Here is a 20687-nt window from a genome sequence, read left to right as displayed (position 1 = left end):
GGCGGGGAGCCTAACCTGAAATTTCGGCCATGCGCGCGGCCTCTTCGTCCTGGCGGAGGCTCGAGAGCACGTCGTCGATGTCGCCGTCCATGAACCCCGGCAGGTTGTGACGGGTCAGGCCGACGCGGTGATCGGTGACGCGGTCCTGGGGGTAGTTGTACGTGCGGATCTTCTCGGACCGCTCGCCGGTACCGATCTGCTCGCGGCGGTTGGCGGCGCGCTCGGACTCGGCCTTCTCGATCTCGATCTCGAGCAGCTTGGACCGGAGGCGCTTGAGCGCGAGCTCGCGGTTCTTGAGCTGAGACTTCTCCTGGTCGCAGCGGACCGCGATGCCGCTCGGCTTGTGGATCAGGCGCACGGCCGAGTCGGTCGTGTTGACGTGCTGGCCGCCCGAGCCGCTCGAGCGCATCGCGGTGAACTCGAGGTCGCTGGGATCGATCTCGACGTCGATGTCCTCGGCCTCGGGCATCACGGCGACGGTCGCGGTCGAGGTGTGGATGCGGCCCTGGGACTCGGTCGCCGGGACCCGCTGGACCCGGTGAACCCCGCGCTCGTACTTGAGTTTAGCGTAGACCTCGCGCCCGCTGACCCGCCCGCTGACCTCTTTGAAGCCGCCCGCGGAGTTCTCGGAGTACTCGGCCTGGTCGATGCTCAGGCCGTGGCGTTCGGCGAAGCGGCTGTACATGCGCCAGAGATCGGCGACGAAGAGCCCGGCCTCGTCGCCGCCGGCGCCCGCGCGGATCTCGAGGATCACGTTCTTGCCGTCGTTGGGATCTCGGGGCGTCAGCAGCCGGGTCAGCTCGGTCGTGAGCTCGTCGACGCGGGTCTCGAGCTCGCGGGCGTCGGCCTGGGCGAGCTCGCGCATGTCTGGATCTGCGAGGAGCTCGCGGGCCTCGTCGAGCTGACGCTCGATGTCGAGCAGGCGCCCGAACGCGAGCGCGACCGGGCTGAGGTCCGCGTGCTCGCGCGACAGCCCGAGGTAGCGCGACTTGTCGGCCATGACCTCGGGATCGCAGATCATCTCGCCGAGCTCTTCATGGCGCTCGGCGATGCTCTCGATCTTGGCACGAAGCTTGGGTTGCATGGGGGCGCGAGCTCCCGGCCCGCGAGTCGGCAGGCTTAGCATCGCGCTCGGGGCCCAGCAACGGGTGCGGGCGGTCACGCTCGCGGCCGCGATTGCCTCGCGAGAAGGGGCCAGGTATGACTCCCAGCGCCATGGGCGACGAGCGTCGTTGGGCCGCGCGCTACCAGTTCCTCGAGCAACTGTGGCGCGGGCGAGATCGGATCGTCTGCGATCCCGAGATCGAGGCCGTGTTGCACGCAGGCATCGAGGGTCCGCTCGCCGGACTGCTCAGCGATCTGATCCCGGCCGAGGGCGGCGACGCCCGGGCCTGGGTCGCGCTTCACAACGCCCGGCGCGCGGCGAGCTTCGCCCGCGACCGCAGCGGCACGGTCTTCGTCGACCTCGACGACGCCGCCGAGCTCGCCAGCGACGAAGGCTGGCAGGTCGCGCTGGTCAACCTGTCCTCGCTGGCGAAGCCGTCGCGCGACGAGCTCGCGGCCTTCATCGAGATCCTTGGCGAGCGGGCCGAGGACGACGCGTCCCGCAGCGTGATCCTGACCCTGGCCTGCGGCGACGACGAGGACGCCTGCTACGAGGAGCTCGCCGAGATCGTCGACGAGGTGTTCAGCGACGGGCGCATCTACGGGCTCACGCGGCCGGGTATGGTCGCGTTTTACGACTTTGGCCCGGTCCTCGAGCTCGAGGGCGACGGGGCCGAGGGAGACGCCCCCGACGAGGTCGGGATCGAGGTCGACAACAGCCTCGGCAGCGAGGCGCCCGCGTTCGAGGCCTTCGTCGCCGTCGTCGGCGCCACCTTGCCGAGCGAGGGCGTGACCTTCGTCGAGTTGCCTGCGCGCGCGGGGGCCCGCGAGCGGACGGCCGCCGGGCCCGGGGCGACGCGAGCCGAGAGCGAAGAGCTCGCCGCCGCGCGGGCTCAGCTCGCCGAGGCCCAGCGCCGGGGTGACATGCAGGCGATCGAGCGCCAGGCGCTGCTCGAGCAGCTCGAGCAAGCTGAAGATCGGATCGCCAAGCTCGACGACGAGCTGGAGTCGCTGCGCGAGCAAGGCGGCGGACCCGGTGGCCCGGCTGCGTCCGAGGGCCCGCGCCTCGACGAGGCCCTCGCCCGTGAGCAGGCCCTGCGCTGGGAGCTCGACCGCGTCCGCGGGGAGCTCGAGAACCTCCGGGTCCGCCCGGTCGAGACCCTCGAGGCCGAGGTCGCCAGCTTGCGGGCCCGGCTCGCGCAGGCCGAGGCCGAGCTCGCCGAGGCCGACTTCGACGAGGCCGAGGACGTGGACGAGCTCGAGGGCGAGCTGCGGGGCGACTTGGACGAGGCGGCGCTCAGCGAGCTGACGCGGCTGCTCGCGGACGATGACGCTACACCTGCGCAGGCCCGAGAGTGGATGAAGGCCCGGGCCAAGCTCGAGCACCTGCTGCGCAAGCTGGAGCGAGGCGGGCGGCTGTCGGCGCTCGAGCTCCACCGCGAGCTGTCGAGCTTGCGTCGTCTGCTGTGAGTGTCCGGCGGCCGCGGCGGATTTAGCGCGCGTGCGCTTGCCCGCCCTTGGAGTCAGGGTCTATGCTGACCCAGCGCGGGCCAGATCCGCGCAGCACCGACCCGTCGCCTGACCAGCGGCAAACTCAAACACCGAGCACGCTCCACTCAGCTGCCCCCGCAGCTGAACATTCGTTGTCAGCCGTTCGCGGCTGACTGACGAGTCCTGTCTGACCAATGGGATTCGTCGAGCCTCGCACGCGGGGCGGGTCCTGCTCGGACTTTCGAAATTCGAGGAAGAAGAACGTTAGACATGCGAGTCGATCCCTCTGCATCCAAACCTGATTGGTCTGCGCTCGAGACCGCCTTCGAGCACAACGCGCCCGAAACCCACAGCTATCTCGATCTCGACAGCGGCCAGGTCGTGACGATCGTCGACAGCCGGCCCGAAGACGACGACAAGCGTCTGTCGATCCGGCGGCACCCGGGGCGCTTCGTCCACCTCGATCCGGCCTCGTCGCGCGAGCAGTATCGCTGGATGGAGCGCTTCGTCGCCTCCGTCGAAGACACGGCCCTGCGCGATCGCCTGGTCCTCGCGATCGACGGCAAGGGCGCGTTCCGGCGGTTCAAGGACGTGTTGTTGTCCTATCCGGTCGAGCGTGACCGCTGGTTCAGCTACCGCGCGACCCTGCTCCACATCTACATCAACAACTGGCTGCGGACCAAAGAGATCACCCTCGGCGAGAACCCTCCCTGGGGCAGCCCCGACCAGCCGCCCGAGCCCGACATCCCGCTCGAGAAGCCGGTCGGACGCCGCGGTGAGGGCCCGACCGAGACCTTGCGCAGCAAGGCCAAGGATCTCGTCGAGCAGCTCCCGGCGCTGGAGCTGCCCGCGGCGATCGCTTACCTGCGCTTCTTGGCCGAGCGCATGCCTTCGGTTCACGAGTGAGCGAGCGTCCCGCTGGCCCCAAGTCGGGCGTCTCGGGCGCGCCGTCGGGCGTGTCTGGCGCGCGCGCAGATCTGCGCCGCTTCGTCGGTGTCAGCCTCGGCGGTGGCCGGGGCAAGACCACCGCCGTCGCCCGCCTCGAGCTCGGCCCGGCCTCGGACGAGTCCGGGGCCGAGTCCGGCGGCGCGAGGAGTCAGCTGACCCTGGCCGAGGCTCGGACTCGCTGGGGGCAGCGCGGCGGCGGCGAGATCGACGACGGCGACGGCGACGGCGAGGCGCCCTTCCGCGACGCCGTGCTGCTGCGCTGGATCGATCGCTGGGTCGACGAACACACCGTCACAGCCTTCGACACCCCGCTGACCTTGCCGCCTTGTGTGCGCTGTCAGCTTCAGTGCCCAGGGGTCGAAGCCTGCACCGTCCCGGTCGTCGCGTGGATGCGACGCCACGGTGAGCACCTGGTCATTCGCAAGGGCCGAAGCGATCCGGGCAAACCCTGGGTCACGCCCTACACCCAGCGCGCGACCGAGCTCCTGCTCGAGCGCGCCACGCTGCAGCCGCGCGAGGCCCTGGGCCAGGGCATGGGTCCGCTCGCCGCGCGCGCGGCCTACCTGCGCCGGGCCCTCGCGCCGCGGCTTCGGCTCAACGAGAACCTGATCGAGGTCCACCCCCGGGCCACGCTGATCCGTCTGTTCGGCGCTCGCCTGGAGCGTCGGACCCGGCACGGCTCGGCCATGCAGACCTGGGAGAGGCGCAAGGATCTGCTCGAGCGCCTCGGGCAGCTCGTCGAGGGCCTCGAGTTCGACCGTGTCTGGCCCGACCTCGTGGTTCGCAACGTCCATGTGTTTCACGCGGTCGTCTCGGCCTTCACGGCCTATTTTTGGGCCCAGGAGAGCTGGTGCGGACCGCAGGACCTGCTCGCCAAGGCCGAGGACCAAGCCGGCCACCTCGCTCGGGCGGTCGACGAGCTCGGCGACCTGTGGCTCGAGGACGGCTGGATCTGGGCGCCTCCGAGCCGCGTCCCGGGCACGTCCTCCAGCGATTGACTCCGGGGGGAACTCGATCCGCCCGCACAAAGAATGGGGTATCGTGTCAGCTCCACATTGGAGTCGACTGGACCATGTTTAAACGCGTCATCCATCTCAGCGCTGCATCATTGTTGTTCCTGCCCATGTTTGGCTGCTCATCGGCCGGCGACGACGACGGATTGAGCTTCGGCTCGTTCACGACCCAGACAACCTTCAACACCACCAACAGCACGAATAGTGGTGAGGAGGAGGACACCGGCGAGACCACGGGCGACGGCGACGGCGACGGCGACCCGGGTGACGGTGACGGTGACGGCGAGCCGGGGGATGGCGACGGCGACACGACCACGGGCGAGACCACGGGCGACGGCGACGGCGACGGCGACACGAGCTGCCCGCCCGGAGAATTTGGGTGTCCGTGTGACAACGGCCAGTGCGTCGCCGGGCTCGTCTGCGACAACGGCGAGTGCGTGCTCGGCGGAGGAGACGGCGACGGCGACGGCGACGGCGACACGACCGGAGACGGCGACGACGATCCCTGGGATCCAGATCCGCTGACCTGCGTGATGCCGAGCATCCCGATCACGGTCACGGATCTCGAGGGCAGCGCGTGCTCGGCACCTTGCGTCGACGATGTCGACTGCCCCGCGGGCCCGGTCGGCACGAGCCCGGCCTGCGCGCTCGTCCTCGACGGGATGGTCGATCCCGACCACTGCGCGCTGGTCTGCGACCCCGTGAACGACACCTGCTCAGTCGGGGCGAGTTGCAAAGAGGTGCCCGACCAACCGGGGTTGGGCATCTGCACCTACCCCTGACCCGAGCGACCGCCGCGGCTCCTCGCGGACAGGGGGGCGGCGCCTGGGCGGGTCGAGGGGGGCGCTCCGCCGACTCTCGACCCGGGCGCGGGGCCGCGGTGGTATCGTCGACCAGGTGGTTCTCGAGATGCGCGCCTCGACGCAGGTCGTAATCGTCGACTCCGACGACGAGCGCCGGATCGCGCTCGCGGCAGCGCTGCGTCGGCTGGGGCACGAGGTCCAGGACTACGGGCGGGTCCCGGAGTCGAACCCGAGCTTGGCGAGCGCCGAAGTTGCGATTGTCGCCGGGCAACCCGCGCTCACTGCCTGCGCGCTGTATCGCCGAACCCGGCGGGCCCGCTTCGTCCTCGCCCTGGTCGAGCCCGAGCAGCTCGACGAGGCCCTCGCCGCCGGGGCCAACGACTGCCTGACGACGCCGGTCACCCCGGCCCAGGTCGCGCAGCGCCTGCGGATTGCGAGGGGCACCGGGAGCCTCGGCGCGGGCACGCCGAGTCCGGCCCCGGGGGCGAGCGGGGACGAGCTCGATGGCGTGGTCCCCCAGGTCAGCGGCCTTCAGCTCCGCGCGATGTTCGACAGCCTGCCGATGCCGGTTGCGATCGTCTCGGCCGCGGGCGTGTTCTTGCAGTGCAATCGCGAGGTCGAGCGGGCCCTCCACCAGCCTCGGGGCGCGGTCGTCGGCAAGACCTTGACCGAGGTGTTCGCCAACGAGGACCTCGCGCAGATCTTCGCGGATCTCCAGGCTCGCGGGCGCATGCGCGACCAGGAGCTGGAGCTGCGCACGCGCGTGGGTCAACCCCGCTGGGTCGCGGCCCAGGCTCGCTGGATCCCATCCGAGGGCGGGGGCTACGCGATCGGGACCTTCGTCGACATCACCGAGCGGCGCGCGACCGAGGCTGCCCTGCGCGCGTCCGAGTCGAGCCTGCGCTCGGTCCTCCAGGCGACGCCCGACGGGATCATCGTTCACAGCGAGGGCCGCTACCTGTTCGTGAATCCGGCCGCGATGCGTCAGCTCGGGTTCACCGACGACGCCGAGATCATCGGCGAGTCGATCTACGAGCAGCTCGTATCGAGCGAGGTCGACTCGGTCCGCGCCCGCATCCAGAAGATGATCTGCAGCGGCGAGCCAGCCGGCCCGCGCGACCTCCAGTTTCAGCGCGCCAACGGTGAGATCTACGTCGGCGAGATCGTCTCGATCCCCGCCCGCTTCGACGGCGCCGCGGCCATCATCACCATCGTCCGCGACATCAGCGAGCAGCGGCGGATCCAAAGCCAGATGTTCCTCGCCGATCGCCTGGCCACGGTCGGGACCCTCGCCGTCGGCGTGGCCCACGAGATCAACAACCCGCTGTCGTGGGTCATCGGCAACCTCGGGCTCCTCGCCGACGAGTTCGACAACCAGGTGAGGATGCGCGAGCTCCCGGGTCACGACCCGGTCGCCGTCGGGGCCTCGCGCGCGCGGGTCCGCGAGCTGCTTGGCCGCGCGCAAGAGGGCACCGAGCGCGTGCGCAGGATCGTCCGCGACCTCGGCCGCTTCGGCCGCACGGACGACGCCGAGGGCCAGGTCGTCGACATCCACGCGCTGCTCGACTCGACCATCGAGATCGCCGACATGCAGATCCGCCACCGCGCGCGCCTGGCTCGCAACTACCTCAGCGCCGGCTACGCTCGCGGCGGCGAGGCCCGGCTCGGGCAGGTGTTCCTCAACCTGCTGGTCAACGCTGGCCAGGCGATCGAGCCCGGCGCGCCCCGGGAAAACCGCGTCAAGGTCGAGACCCGCGATCTCGACGACGGCCGCCTGGAGATCGCGATCTCCGACACGGGCTGTGGCATCACCGAGGACGTCCGCGCGCGCATCTTCGAGCCCTTCTTCACCACCAAGCCGATCGGCGAGGGCACGGGGATCGGCCTCGCTATTTCACGCGACATCGTGGCCTCGATGGCCGGGGAGATCGTGGTCGAGAGCGAGGTCGGCCGCGGCACGACCTTCCGCGTGCGGCTGCCGCCGGCGACCGAGGACGTGCCCAGTCCGAAGATCCTGGTCGAGTCCGAGGGCGTCCGCGTGGTCCCGGCGGTCCGCGTGCTCGTGGTCGACGACGAGCCGCTGATCCGCGAGATGGTCTGCGACGCGCTGGCCAAGCACGAGGTCACGGCGGTGGCCAACGGCCGCGACGCGCTCGAGCAGATCATCGCGCAGGACTGGGATCTGATCTTGTGCGACATGATCTTGCCCGAGCTCTCGGGTGTCGACGTCTACCGGGAGCTCGAGCAGGCCCGGCCCGACGCGCTCGAGAAATTCGTGTTCATGACCGGTGGGGAGCTCTCGGCCAAGGACCTGCGCCTGCCGAGCGGGGCGGCGGCGCGGCGGCTGGAGAAGCCGTTCTCGATCAAGGCGCTGCGGTCTTTGGTTCGGGCGGCGCGGCCGTCGGAGGGCTGAGCGGGGCTGAGCGGGGCTGAGCGGCCCGGGGATGACCCGACGCCCACGACCCAGCCAGACCAACGAACTCGAGATGCCTGGGGCTACTCGCCGAAGATCATCGCCCGCGCCGCGACGCCGCCGAGCCGCTCGCGCCCGTGGGCGGCGTCGAGATCGAGCTGCGGGCCGATCGCAACAATGCGATGGGGATTGATGGTCTCGTGGCTCTGATAGTAGTGCTTGCGAATGTGGTCGAAGTTGCAGGTCTTGGCGATGCCGGGCAGCTGATAGATCTCGCGCACGAAGCCCCACAGGTTGGGGTAGTCCACGATCCGCTTGCGGTTGCACTTGAAGTGGGTGTGATAGACGAGGTCAAACCGGATCAAGGTGGTGAACAAGAAGATGTCGACCTCGGTCATGCGCTCGCCGGCCAGCCAGCGCTGCTGCCCGAGCAGGCCCTCGACGTGGTCGAGGGCCTCGAACAGCGCGGTCACGGCCTCGTCGTAGGCGCCCTGCTTGGTCGCAAACCCGGCCCTGTACACGCCGTTGTTGATCGGCTCGTAGATGAAGTCGATGAGCCGCTCGACCTCGTCGCGCAGCGCGGGCGGGGCGAGGTCGACGTCGCGCCTGGCGACGCCGCCAAACTCGTGGTCGAACATGCGCACGATCTCGCGTGACTCATTGTTGACGATCGTGCGCTGCTGCGTGTCCCACAGGACCGGGACGGTGACCCGGCCGCTGCAGCGGGGGTCGGCGGCGAGGTAGACGTCGCGCAGATACTCGCCGCCGAGGGCCTTGTCGACGGTCGCGCCCTCGACCTCGGCGTTGAAGCGCCAGCCCTGATCGCCCATGAAGGGCGCGACGACCGACACGTCGATCGCGTGCTCGAGGCCCTTGAGCGCGCGCATGATCATCGTGCGGTGGGCCCAGGGGCAGGCCCACGCGACATAGAGGTGATAGCGGCCATCAGCTGGGCTGAATGATCCCTCGCCCGCGGCGCGCACCCAGCTGCGAAAACCTGCCTCAGACCGGACAAAGCGGCCATCCGGGTCCGGTTCGTACCATTGGGTGGTCCACTTTCCATCGACGAGCTGTCCCATGTTCAGCGCATGCTACGGGAACCAGCCGCTGTCCGTTACTTTTCTTTCTCGTGTCCAAGACGAGGGCCTGCGGCCCGACACCCTCGGAGCCTCACAGATTTTTTTTCGGCGGAGGCGGGAAGCGAATCGCGTCGGGATCGTCGACCGGCGGCAAGCGCGGGAGCGGGACCACGCTGCGCCCGCCGACCGCGGGCACCCGCCAGCGCTGGAGGCCGTCGGGCTTGGCGACCACGAACAGCAAGCTGGGATCGTCGAGGTCGCGATCGAAGCGAAAGCGGACGCGGACCGGGTGGCCGTCTCGGTCGGCGATGATCTCGGCCCGGAGCCGGGGGTGGTCGAGCACGTCACCCTTGCGCAGGGGCTGATCCTCGCGGCGAAAGAACAGCTCCCCGGCGGTGTGCATCCACGCGCCCTGGATCGCGAAGAGATCGAGGGTGTCGGGGGCCGGGCGCGTGGCGACCATCGCAAAGTCGCCGCCGAGTGAGAGCGGTCGCCAGCTCGCGGGCGTCGGCCAGCCCGCGCTCGACAGCACAAATTCACCGAGGAGGCCGATCGACTGGCTCGGAGCGTTGAGGATCACGACGTCGCGCCCGCCGAGCTCGTGCTCGAGCAGATCACCGCGGGTGAAGGCCGCGATGTTGGACGCCTGGAGCTGGTCGAGGTGCTCGATGTACGCGTTGCCCCAGCGCAGATCTCCGACGGTGTGGACCCACGCGAGCAGCCCGGCGATCGGGACCAGAGCGAGCCCGCGCAGTCGGGTGGCCAGCGTCCGCTCGCGCGTGCCGTCGCCTGTGCGGCCGATGATCAGCCGGGTGCAGCCGACGAGGACCGCGGCGACCAGCGCACACAGGCCGAGCTGGGCGACGATCAACAGGCGCGAGTGGGCCGGGGCCACGGCGATCGGGAGGAGGCCGAGGAAGCCGCCGACGCCGAGGGCCCGCAGCGCGCGTCGCTCGTCGTCGTACCAGCTCGCCCGGGCCAGGACCAAGGCCAGCGTCGCGAGCGCGACGCCCCACAGCGCCATGCTCACGTGGGCCGCGTGGTAGTCGTCGGGGCTCGGATTCGGCGGGACCCACAGGTGCTCGAGCCGCGCGGGCAAGCCGAAGCGAAACACGTGGATCGTCGCGCCCGGGACCGACCAAAACCCCGCGGTGATCAGCTTGGGTACGCGCTTGACCGCCCACCCGAGGTAGCCGCCCGGGGTGTGGAAGGGGTCGGCGTAGACCTCGGCCCCGAAGGTCCCGTAGCCGAGGAGCTTGTGGGCGATGAGGTAGAGGGCGACGGGGATCAGGGCCGGGACCAGCGCGCGCGCGCGCGCCCTGGCCGGGCCCTCGCCCGCGAACAGCTCCCAGGCGACGAGGTAGGCGAGGACGCCGAGCCCGTACTCGCCCGCGCTGATCGACGCGGCCATCAGCACGCCGACGAGGACCCCGCCGCGGCGCTGGAGCCACGCGGGCGAGTAGGGGTCGGGCTTGCGCCACTCGACGTGGGCCCAGATCGCGAGGAACCCAAAGGTCGCGCAGACCAGCACGCAGCGGTTGGCGAGCCACGCCAGCGGCGAGACCAGGCCGGCGTCGCAGGTGTAGAGCAAGACCGTGATGATCGCGAAGGAGCGCGGCAGCAGCCGCCGCGCGGCCAGCCCGATCGCGACGATCGAGGCCGCGAACCACAGCATGGTGTGGACGTGCCACAGCTCGGCGCGCCCGGGCAGCAGCTTGTGGTCGAGCCACAGCAGCAGGCTCGCGAGGGGCCGGAGCACGGTCCCGTGCAGCTCGGGGACCGACCACCACGGCGCGGTGCCCTTGTCGACGTGCGCGGCCATGACCCCGGGGCGCAAGAAGCCGTAGAGGTCGAAGGGCGCGTAGCCCTCGCCGGGGTAGAGGCCGGCGATCATGGCGTGCTGCATGAAGTCGTCGCTCATCGGGCCGACGCGGGTCGCCGACCAGCGCAGGGCGACGCCGATCAGCGCGACCACGCCGAGGAACACGAGGTAGCGCCGCCGCTCACGCTCGGACGGCGGCTGCCGCCGTCGCGGGCTGACGTCGCGGCCGAAGCTCATGGCGCCGCTTCGTCCGAGGCCTGCGTGTAGCGGATCCGCAGGCGCATGAACGGGCGCTCGACGCCGTTGTAAAACAGGATCGAGAGCGCGATCGCGGCCGGGAAGGCCAGCAGCAGGGTGTTGAGGGTCGCGTCGACCATCGGGGGGATCCCGGGGAACCACTCGTGAAAGGGCAGCATCAGCCCCGGCATCCGCTCGAGCTCGAGCGGATCTCCGATGACGAGGCCGACGACCATGAAGTGGCAGATGTAGGTCGAGAAGCTCAGATCACCGAGGAACGCGAACAGCCGCTTGAGCGGGCGCCACAGCTTGGGCGCGACCGCGAGGTAGGAGAGGACCAGCAGCAGGCAGACCAGCGACTCCCAGGTTGGCGCCCAGATCTTCCACCAGGCCTGCTTGGGGTAGCCGCCGCTTTGGCTCAAGAACCACTCCCAGCCGAGCAGGGTCGTGAGCCCGAACCCGAAGCTGGCCCAGGGGTGATCGCGCAAGGCCGTGACGATGCCCTGCCAAAAGGGCGAGCTCGGGCCGAGCTTGGCCACGCGCGGGTCGTGCTTCCACCGCATGTACAGGCGCGCGCCGAGCATCCCGATCAAGAAGGCGTCGAGGCGGCCGGGGATCAGGTGCCAGTAGTGGAGATCGCGGATGCTGTCGCCGAGGAAGAAGCCCACGGTCCGCAGGCCGATCATCAGGGCGATCATCCAAACCAGGGGCTTGGATCCCTGGCCGTTCATGATCGCGATCAAGAAGGGGAAGATCAGGTAGAATTGAAATTCGACCGCGACGGTCCAAAACGCGGTCGTGACCGGGTGGAGGCGCAGCGCGGCCCCGGTCATGTCGCCGAAGATCGTCGCGGTGGTGATGAACGCGTCCCACTCGAACTGCTCGGGGAACAGCGCGATGCCGAAGAACAGCGCGGTCAGGAACACGGGCATGACCCGCAGGACCCGGTTGCGCATGTACTTGCCGTAGACGATCTTCTTGTCGAAGCCGACGAGGGTGAAGATGAAGCCGCTGACGATGAAGAACACCGTGACGAACACGTGGGTCTCGATCAGCGGGGCGAACAGCGGGTTTTGAGCCTTGGGCCAGTTGTTCCAGGTCGCGGCCGGCGGGTAGTGCATGCCGAGCGAGACCCAAAAGCCGTGGTGGAACAGGACCATGAACGCAGCGAAGCCACGCAGGTGGTCGAGGCCCTCGACGTAGGCGACGTTGAGGCTGCTGGCCGCGCCGGAGCTCGTCTTGGCCTGGGGCACCGGGCGGAGCATACCTAAGCAGCCCGGGGTGCAATGCCTCGCGTCGCCTCGCTTGGCCTTTTCGCCGAGGGCTTTGTCGCCAAAACTTGTAGTACGCCCGGTACAGCGGCGTTTTGGCTTCGCGCCCTCGGCGAAAATTCCGGCGCGAGGCGACACGATGCATTGCACCCCGGGCTGCTAAGCGGCGCCGGAGCGGCGATCGTTGCGGTGCGCGTGGGTTGCGCGGAGCCGCAAAGGGCCTCGCATCCGCCGCCTCGATCACGCTACCTTTCCAGCACATGGGTAGCCCTGCACCGGTTGATGTCGGCGACGCGCTCGACGATCTGATCAACCAGTTCTCGGACCCGATGTCCTTCTTCCGCGAGCTGATCCAAAATGCGCTCGACGCCGGCAGCGGGGAGGTCGAGGTCGAGTTCGAGTTCGAGCCCAGCGACGAGGACCCGGACAGCGGCGCGATGATCGTCAACGTCCAGGACTTTGGCGAGGGCATGGACCGCGAGATCATCGACAACAAGCTCACGCGCCTGTTCTCGTCGGCCAAGGACGGCGACATGACCAAGATCGGCAAGTTCGGCATCGGCTTCGTGTCGGTGTTTGCGATCGAGCCCGACGCGGTCTGTGTTGACACGGCCCGGGCTGGCGAGGCCTGGCGGGTGCTGTTCGACCGCGAGCGCAACTTCAAGCGCCTGCGCCTCGACCAGGCCCTCGAGGGCACGACGATCCGCATCATCAAGAATTCGACCCGGGCCGACTTCGAGCGCTTCGTCGTCCGGGCCAAGCAGGTCGTGCGCTACTGGTGCGGCCACGCCAAGGGCGAGGTCATCGTCGACGGCGAGCTGATCTCGGCGCCCTTCGGCCTCGACGCGGCCGTGCGCGTGGTCTACGAGGACGACTTCTCCCACATCCACATTGGCCATCGACCGGCGGGCGAGACCTTGCACGCGTTCTTCAACGGCGGGCTGACCCTGGTCCAGGCCGACCACAACCACGGCACCGCGATCGAGGCGCTGATCGGGCTGTCGTTCAAGGTCTCGTCGCGCTACCTCGAGCACACGCTGACCCGCGACGACGTGATCAAGGACGGGCACTTCGACAAGGTCGTCGCACGGCTCGAGCAGCTCGCGCGCGGGCAGCTGCGCGAGCGCGTGCTCGAGGAGCTCGACCATGACATCCGCGCGGGCCACCCGAGCGAGCCCGGCGACGCGGCGACCCGGCTCCAGGTCCTCTATGAGGCCGCGTGCTGGCACCTGCGCGACCACGCCAAGCTCTCGCGCGCCCACGCCAAGCTCGCGTGCGCGCGCAGCCCGAGCGGGCGAATCTGGACCTGGGCCGAGCTGCGCAAGGCCGCGGCGAAGGGCCTGTTCTTCGCCAGCGCGCGCACGCCTCTGAGCGACGCCGTCGAGGCCCTCGGTCGGGCGGTCCTGCTCAGCTACGGCGGGGTCAGCGAGGGGGCCCACAGGCTCTCAGGGCCCGGGGGCCCGAGCGAAGCGAGGGGGGCGGGCCACGAGCCCGAGCCACCCAAGGCAGGAGACGAGCCAGGCAGCGAGCTCGAGGGCAGCGAGCTCGAGGGCAGCGAGCTCGAGGGCAGCGTCCTGGAGCCGCTGATCCACGCTTGCAAGCTCGTGTCTGGCTTCGAGGGCGCCGCCACCTGGCTCGTTGAGCAGTGGTTCATGCCGCTCGCGCCTGAGCCCGCCGAGGTCCGCCAGTGGGGCTCGCTCGCGACCACCGCCCAGCGCTTGCTCGATGACACCGGTCACAGCATCGCCGGGGTCTCGTTCGGGCGCTTCGGCGAGAGCGGCAGCTTGCTCGGCGCGCGCGCGGCGATCAGTCAGCGCGAATTCGGCGAGGCCACGCCCGTCACCGAGGCCGGCGAGCTCGGCAAGGGCCTGTTCGCGCGCAAGCGGGTCCTGGTCGTCGACGCCGATCACCCAACGGTTCGCACGCTGCTGGGCCTGGCGCTGCGCGAGCCCGAGCTCGCCGCCTACCAGCTGGTCAAGCTGTTCTTGCTGCTCGGTGGCTCGATCTCGGCCGCGTCCGACTCGGAGCTGGCCGACGTAGCGATGGGCTACCGGGAGGCACGATGTCCAAAGCCGCTGAGCTGATCGCCGGGCTCGAGTTCGACACGCAGTTCGACTCGGCCGGGTCCTTCTCCCTCGATCGGGACAAGGCCCGCGAGAAGATGCGCCAGTTCCAGCTGGCCGATCCGCACCGCTACGTGCTGCTGCTGGTCGAGGCCGCCTCGCTCTCGGGCGCGACCACGATCGTGTTCGACATCGACAGCGACGACATGCGCATGCGCTTCGACGCGGCGCTGTCCTACGCGGATCTCGACGAGCTCTACACCTCGCTGTTCGTCGATCGCAGCACCGTCGAGATCCGTGCGCGGCGCGAGCTGGCCCTGGCCTGCAACGCGGTCATGGCCCTCAACCCGCGCTGGGCTCGGATCGAGAGCTTCGCGCGCGGCGAAGACGGGCAGCTCCACGGCGTCGCCGCGACCTTGCGGCCCGAGGCCGACGACGAGATCACCCGCCTCGAGCAGCCGACGGCGAGCCCGCCGCAAGGCATGGCCGACGCGTGGACCACGATCCACGTCAAGGATCGCTTCCGGCCCGGGCTGCTGGTCCGCTTCATCCACGACGTGCGCGGGTCGATCCCCGAAGAGGTCTTGATCCGCGAGCGCTGCGCCTGGGCCTCGCTCTCGATCACCCTCGACGAGGCCGAGGTCAGTCGCGGGCTGCCGCTCGCGCCGGTCGCCGGGGTCCGCTTCGAGACCGAGCACCTGCGCGGGGTCGCAGGGATCGAGGTCGACGACGGCCGACGTGATCGCTCGGCCATGGTCCTGGTCTCGAATGGGGTCGAGATCGCAACCCACGAGCTCGTCGACAGCGTTCAGGGCCTGTGGTTTTGGGTCGACTCCTCGCGCTTTCGCAAGGATGTCTCCCAGGGCGACATCGTGCGCAGCGATCCGGCCTACGAGGACACGCTCGAAGCCGTGGGCAGGGCCCGCGACAAGGTCCTCGAGCGCCTCGTCGAGCAGTGGGCGGCCGGTGAGTTCAGCGAGCACGGCCGCCCGACCGCCGACGAGGTCTTCGATCTGCTCCGCGGCTGCTTTATCCGCTGGGCCGACGCGAGTTGGCTGGGTGCCAACGCGGGCCCGCTCGGGCGCGTGGGCGCCCTGCCGCTGTGGCGGACCGTCGACGGCCAGTGGCTGAGCCCGCGGGCCCTGGCCGAGCAGGCCGATCCCGAGCGCGGGATCATGTACAGCCGCCGCGACTTCGACGGCGTGGTTCCGCTCGGCTGGGGTCCGGTCATCCACGTGGTCGATGGCCTGGCCGAGCTCGAGGCGATCCGACACGTCTACCCCGGGGCCAAGGACGTGAGCGCGACGCTCGAGCGCGAGGTCCCCTGGGAGCTCGCGCGTCGGGCATGGCGGGCGCGGCCTCACGAGATCGAGCTCCCGCGGAGCGTGCTGCGCTACCCCATGGCCTTCGAGCAGGGCGAGTATCGCGGGCGCGTGGCCCTGCGGCCCGGCAAGCTCAGCAACCTGCGCGTGGTCGTCGACGGCTGCCTGCTGATGGAGGTCGAGCTCGACCTCGGCTTCATCGGGCTGTCCGCCGTGATCACCGGGCCCCTCGAGCCGGCCCGCGACTACACCCGCGTGCGCCGGGATCGGAGCTTTGCGACGGCGCTGATGCTGGTCCTCGCCCAGCTCCCGCGCCTCGTCGAGGCCTGGGCCAGCGACGAGTTCGCGGGCGACGTCGTCCAGCGCTGCCTCGTCGCGCTGACCCAGCCGATGTTTGCGAGCCGCTGGCTCGAGCAGTTCGGCTACAAGACGTACGCGGCCAGGCAGCTGGTCGCGCGCCTCGGCGCGCCGCCGCTGGTGCCCAAGCTGGGCTTGACCCCCGGGCAGCCGCTCGGCGCGGTCGCCCGGGCGATCAGCTTCACGACCGTCGACGCCCGCCTGGTCACGCTCGCCGAGCTCGATCACGATCGACGCGAGCGCGAGCGCGAGAAGGGCAAGATCCTGGTCGTCGACCGCTCGGCGCCGAGCTCCGAGGCCGTGGCCGAGCTCCTCGTCCACGCGGCCCCCGCCGACCTCCGCCTGCTCGAGGCCCTGTTTGGGGCCAGCCTCATCCACGACGACACCGCGGCCTACGTGCGCGAGCTCGGTCGGCGCAGCTTCGAGGCCAAGCCCAGGCGCGGCCCGAGCCCGCCGCAGGCGACCTGGACGGCGAGCGTCGAGCTCGACCTCAGCCCGGCGCGAGGCGGCGGCAAGATCCGCGGACACGTCGGCGTCGGGGCCTCACAGGTCCGCGACTGGCGACCCGACGACCCTCGCCGCGTGACGATTGAGGTCTTCACCGAGGGGCGCCAGCTGTGCGTGACCGAGGAGCGGTGCTGGGTGCCCGGGGCCGAGGCCGAGCTCGCGTGGGATGGCGCGCCGGTCAACGCCAATTGGACTGGCCTCGGTGGCTCGAGCGCGCCGCTGCGCGAGGCGGTCGACGCCGGGCTGAGCTCGATCATCCGCGGGCTGGCCGAGGCGGCGGTGGCCGAGTCGCGTCGGCCCAACGACGACGCCCGCCGGCTGCTGTGGCTGGCCATGGTCGCGCCCTTCGTCAGCGTCGAGCACGTCGAGGCGTGGCGGGTCCTTCGCAAGCATCACGCTGACGATCACGCCGGGGCGGTCGAGGCCTACTTCGGGGTCATGGAGCTGTTCCCAGTCGTGCCGCTCGACGAGCTGCGCGAGGCCATCACGCTGCTGATCCAGGAAGATCGCCTGCCGACCCAGGCCGAGCTCCTCTCGGTGCTCGGACGCACGAGCGCGCCGCCGGGGGGAGGGCGCGGCTTTCACCGCGAGATCCTCGCCAGCTACGGCTTGCTCGAGTCCGTCCCGTTGATCCCGCTGGTCTCGGGCCAGGCGATCGATCTCGTCAGCTTGACCAGGGTGTTCGAGGCGACCGGCGAGATCGCCCATGTCGAGGATCCCGCCCTGCGCTGGGACGGCGACGAGCGGGTGATCGTGCGCGCCGACGAGATCGATCAGGTCGGGCTCATCCGCCTGTTCGGCCGCGACGCGTTCACCGAGGTCTCGGGCTGGATCCACGAGCGCCGCCACCAGCAGCAGTTCGAGGCCCGGGCCCCGCTCGAGCAGATCCGGGTGCCCGATCACACCCGGCTCGTGGGCGTCGAGTTTGAGCGCGACGACTTCGAGGGAGAGCTGGCCGTCCCGGGCTGGACCGCGGGCGGGGGCCGGACGATGAAGATCACCTTGTGTCACGATCGTCGGATCGTGCAGGAGATCGAGCTTCGCGGCTGGCTCCCGGTCGTGGGCATCGTCGACGATCCCCACGCCGAACTCAGCGCCGACTACAGCGAGGTCGAGACCGATGGGCCGCGGATGGCCGCGCTGCGCAAGGTCCTCAGCGAGGTGCTCTCGGATCAGCTCTTGCCCGCGTTGGCCGAGCGCTTTGGCAGCCTCGAGCCGCGCGAGCGCAGCCTCGCGCGGACCTGGATCGCCGCGGACTGGCGGCGCAGCGGCCTGCACGCGGGCCAGCACCCCAGCCGCCTGAGCGAGGTCGGCGAGCGCTTCGCGAGGCTGAAGCTGTTTCGCGACGTCGACGGGACCGCGCGCTCGCTCATCGAGCTCATCGATCGCAACCGCGCGCAGGGCTGCCTGTGGTACGTCGAGCGCGACCCCGGCCACGGGGTCGAGCCGCCCTTTGCGATCGTCGAGACCCGCGGGCCCGAGCGCGAGCTGCTCGCCGACTTGTTCCCCAAGCTCGAGGACTTCAGCCAGCGCTGGCGCGCGCGGGCCGACGGCGAGCAGCGCAAGCGCGCGGCCCCGGCCTTGCCGCCGACGAGCGCGCCCAAACAAGCGTTGTCTGTGGCTCCGGTCTCGCACCACGACATGGAGGGCGAGCTGTGGCTGCCCGACCGCTCCCCCTTCGACAGCGGGGTGATCCTCGGCGCCGCGGGCAAGGTCGTCGAGGTCATCGACCCCGTCTCGGTGCTCGGGGCCCAGGGCGTGATCGGGGGCGCGCTCGAGGCCGACGACGGCTTCGAGCGGGTCGAGCTCACCGGGGCCGCGCGCCGCTACCTCGCCGTGCGGGTGATCTCCTTGTACTCGGAGCTGCTCAAGCGTCACCGCCGCGAGCTCGCGCGCCCCGACACGGTCGACTTTGTCGATCCCGAGCTCGCGCGGCGCCGAGCCGTGCGCTTTGAGCTTCTGCGGGCCGCGGCCGTGGCCCTGGGCCAGGCGCGGAGGCGCGGCGAGACCTTTGACGCGATCCTCGGCAACCTCGAGCGGGGCTTGAACGCGCAGCCGCTGCTGCGGCTGGCCACCGGCAGGTTGATCAGCGTGTCCGTGGCTCGCAAGGCTCGACCGCAGGAGCTGGCCTATCTCGACATCTGGGATCCCAACGCGCCGATGCTCGACGCCAGCGAGCGCGCGAGGCTGCTGCTCGATGACGCTGGCGAGGGCGTCGCAAAGGTCGAGCCCACGGCGGACCCGGACCCGGCGTCCGAGCCGGACCCGGAGCCCACGGACCTCGCCGCTGCAGTGACCGCCATGGACAAGCCCCCTCTCGACACCGACGAGGAGCTCGGACCGCTCGAGCTCTCGCCGCTGCAGCTCGAACCGCCCGAAGAGCTCGCGCCGGAGCCTCAGCCGGAGCCCCAGCCCGATCTGGTCGGCGAGTTGCTCGAGCGCGTGCGCGAGGAGCTCCGACTCCTGCGCGAGCGCCATCAGGTCGTGCTCGCCGAGGGTCGGCTCGACCGCATCGACGCCAAAGAGGGGCGCGGGCGCGAGCTGGTGTCGATCAACGGGCGGGTGATCTTCGACAGCGCGCACCCTCGCTTCGTCCGGGCGCTCGACGATCCAGATCCGATCTGGGTCAGCTTCCTGGCCTCGGTCGCCTACACCGCGCTCAACCGCTGGCTCGAAGAGATCACCGACGCGCACGAGCTGCTGTTTCACGCCGGTCACGCCGAGCACCTGCTCAGCGGCCTGCTCGATCCCGAGCCGCCGCTCGGCGGCTGAGCTCACCCGAGTCGCCGGGTCCACAGCTCGCGCGCTCGCACGAGCACGCGCCAAAAGGGCCACAGATACAGGCGCCAGACGCTGCGATAGTCCCGCTCCCACGCCTCGCCAGGGTCGCCGAGGCCGAAGCGCAGCTGCGCGGGCTCGCCGGGCTCGACGGCCTCGCGCGGGACCAACAAGCTGCCGGCCGCGCGATCCCAGATCGCCAGGAAATTGCCGAAATTTCGGTTGTGGTGGGCTGGGTCAGCCGAGTGGTGGAGCTGGTGCGTGGCCGGGCTGATCAGGACGCGATCGAGGATCCCGAAGCTCAGCCACACGTGGGAGTGCTGGAGGTTGAACCCGGCGAGGAGCCCGAGGACCAGCAGCCCGTTGACGCCGGCGATCGTCCATGGCTGCAGCTGGCCGCCGCCGAGCCAGCCGGCGAGGCCATAGACCGGGCCGAGGACCAGGCCTGTGATCGCGCCATCGACCACGATGCTGACCGGGTGCCGACGCAGGACCGTGACCGGCTGCAGGACCGGGGCGCTGTGGTGGACCTTGTGAAATTCCCACAGCAGCGGGATCCGGTGCATCGCGAGGTGGCCCAAGAAGAAGCCCAGATCCGCGACGACGAAGAGCGTGATCGACAGGCCGAGCGCCGCCGCCGGGCCCGAGAGCGGGGCGCCGATCGGGCCGCAGCTGTGGTGCAGCGCCAGCCAGGTCTTGCTGGCCAAAGTCTGGCCAATGACGCTCAGCGGGGCGAGCAGCCAAAACGAATAGAGCAGGGTGTTGAGCACGAAGAGCGCGAGATCGTTGAGGCTGCTGCGGCGCAGCCAGACCTCGCGCGGGGCCAAGAAGCGCAGGAGCCCGATCACGCTGCGCCGCCGGACCACATGAACGAGCGCGGCGATCAGCGCCGCACCCAGGACATAGGCCCAAAACAGGGAGAAGCTCGGGGTCGTGAACTGGCCGGCCACGCCGCGCGCGGTCGTCCACACCTGGGTGCCCCAGCTGTCCGGGCTCACTTGCCGGGCTGAACCATGTCGGGGGCGACGATCATGTCGGGGGCGACGATCATCTTGCCGTCCTCACCGATGAGCTTGTTGGGCTGGACCATGTCGGGGGCGACGATCTTCTTGCCGTCTTCACCGATGAGCTTGCTGGGCTGGACCATGTCGGGGGCGACGATCTTCTTGCCGTCCTCACCGATGAGCTTGCTGGGCTGGACCATGTCGGGGGCGACGATCTTCTGGGTGCCCTTGGGCGGGAGCTTTTGGGCGCCCTTGTTGTGCAGCATCCCACCTTGGACCGCATCTTCGGCGCCGGCTGGCTCGGCCTGGCAGGACACGATGAGCAGGGATACGACCATGATGGCGAAGGAGCTACGCATGACGCCAAAGTGTGCCACGAGAACCTTGCCGAAGGACAGTCTCCCAGGACCTGGGGACCTCGCGGAGCGAGGTTGTCGGCCCCCAACCCCGAGTCTTGGAGACGACAAAGACAGTC

Annotated in this window: 13 protein-coding genes; 7 read left to right on the top strand and 6 right to left on the bottom strand. The window is 70.1% G+C overall.

Annotated features, from left to right (window positions below):
* Nucleotides 1-10 precede the first annotated feature (10 nt).
* A complete protein-coding gene (gene prfA, locus ENSA5_RS23100) occupies nt 11-1084 on the bottom strand; it encodes a peptide chain release factor 1 (protein WP_106393857.1) in 1074 nt (357 codons plus the stop codon).
* Nucleotides 1085-1200: 116 nt separating this feature from the next.
* Between prfA and ENSA5_RS23095 the strand changes: the two genes are divergently transcribed.
* The 5 genes from ENSA5_RS23095 (at nt 1201) to ENSA5_RS23075 (ending at nt 7772) form a co-directional block, all read left to right on the top strand.
* Nucleotides 1201-2574 (top strand): hypothetical protein, encoded by a 1374-nt coding sequence (locus tag ENSA5_RS23095; protein ID WP_146156020.1) that lies wholly within the window; start codon nt 1201-1203, stop codon nt 2572-2574.
* 291 nt (nt 2575-2865) lie between these two features.
* On the top strand, nt 2866-3501 hold the full coding sequence (locus ENSA5_RS23090) for a UPF0158 family protein (protein ID WP_106393855.1): 636 nt from the start codon (nt 2866-2868) through the stop codon (nt 3499-3501).
* A complete protein-coding gene (locus tag ENSA5_RS23085; RefSeq protein ID WP_106393854.1) occupies nt 3498-4541 on the top strand; it encodes a DUF429 domain-containing protein in 1044 nt (347 codons plus the stop codon). The genes ENSA5_RS23090 and ENSA5_RS23085 overlap by 4 nt, the downstream gene beginning before the upstream one ends.
* A 74-nt stretch (nt 4542-4615) precedes the next feature.
* Nucleotides 4616-5338 (top strand): hypothetical protein, encoded by a 723-nt coding sequence (locus ENSA5_RS38100; protein WP_181198053.1) that lies wholly within the window; start codon nt 4616-4618, stop codon nt 5336-5338.
* 115 nt (nt 5339-5453) lie between these two features.
* On the top strand, nt 5454-7772 hold the full coding sequence (locus tag ENSA5_RS23075) for a PAS domain S-box protein (RefSeq protein ID WP_106393853.1): 2319 nt from the start codon (nt 5454-5456) through the stop codon (nt 7770-7772).
* 83 nt (nt 7773-7855) lie between these two features.
* On the opposite strand, the gene ENSA5_RS23070 is transcribed toward ENSA5_RS23075, so the two are convergent.
* From ENSA5_RS23070 to ENSA5_RS23060, 3 genes are all read right to left on the bottom strand, one after another.
* Complete coding sequence (locus ENSA5_RS23070) at nt 7856-8851, bottom strand: glutathione S-transferase family protein (protein WP_106393852.1); 996 nt, start codon at nt 8849-8851, stop codon at nt 7856-7858.
* A gap of 91 nt (nt 8852-8942) precedes the next feature.
* The gene (locus tag ENSA5_RS23065; RefSeq protein WP_106393851.1) at nt 8943-10910 is read right to left on the bottom strand and encodes a hypothetical protein; all 1968 of its coding nucleotides are present in this window, start codon (nt 10908-10910) and stop codon (nt 8943-8945) included.
* Entirely contained in the window at nt 10907-12163 is a 1257-nt protein-coding gene (locus tag ENSA5_RS23060; protein WP_181198052.1) for an acyltransferase family protein, read from the bottom strand. Before ENSA5_RS23060 ends, ENSA5_RS23065 begins: the two co-directional genes overlap by 4 nt.
* A gap of 278 nt (nt 12164-12441) precedes the next feature.
* On the opposite strand from ENSA5_RS23060, the gene ENSA5_RS23055 reads away from it, so the two are divergent.
* Both ENSA5_RS23055 and ENSA5_RS23050 read left to right on the top strand, forming a co-directional pair.
* The gene (locus tag ENSA5_RS23055) at nt 12442-14265 is read left to right on the top strand and encodes an ATP-binding protein (RefSeq protein ID WP_106393849.1); all 1824 of its coding nucleotides are present in this window, start codon (nt 12442-12444) and stop codon (nt 14263-14265) included.
* Nucleotides 14244-19202 carry a hypothetical protein gene (locus ENSA5_RS23050; RefSeq protein WP_106393848.1) on the top strand — a complete coding sequence of 1653 codons (4959 nt, stop codon included), beginning with the start codon at nt 14244-14246 and terminating at the stop codon, nt 19200-19202. Before ENSA5_RS23055 ends, ENSA5_RS23050 begins: the two co-directional genes overlap by 22 nt.
* A 2-nt stretch (nt 19203-19204) precedes the next feature.
* Here ENSA5_RS23050 and ENSA5_RS23045 read toward each other — a convergent pair whose 3' ends face one another.
* A complete protein-coding gene (locus ENSA5_RS23045; RefSeq protein ID WP_106393847.1) occupies nt 19205-20206 on the bottom strand; it encodes a sterol desaturase family protein in 1002 nt (333 codons plus the stop codon).
* Complete coding sequence (locus ENSA5_RS23040) at nt 20203-20571, bottom strand: hypothetical protein (protein ID WP_106393846.1); 369 nt, start codon at nt 20569-20571, stop codon at nt 20203-20205. Before ENSA5_RS23040 ends, ENSA5_RS23045 begins: the two co-directional genes overlap by 4 nt.
* Between the last annotated feature and the right edge of the window lie 116 nt (nt 20572-20687).

The organism is Enhygromyxa salina, from assembly GCF_002994615.1.
GTDB classification, from domain to species: Bacteria; Myxococcota_A; Polyangia; order Nannocystales; family Nannocystaceae; genus Plesiocystis; species Plesiocystis salina_A.
The sequence above is the reverse complement of the archived record's forward strand: the minus strand, read 5'-3'. Positions and strand labels throughout refer to the sequence as shown.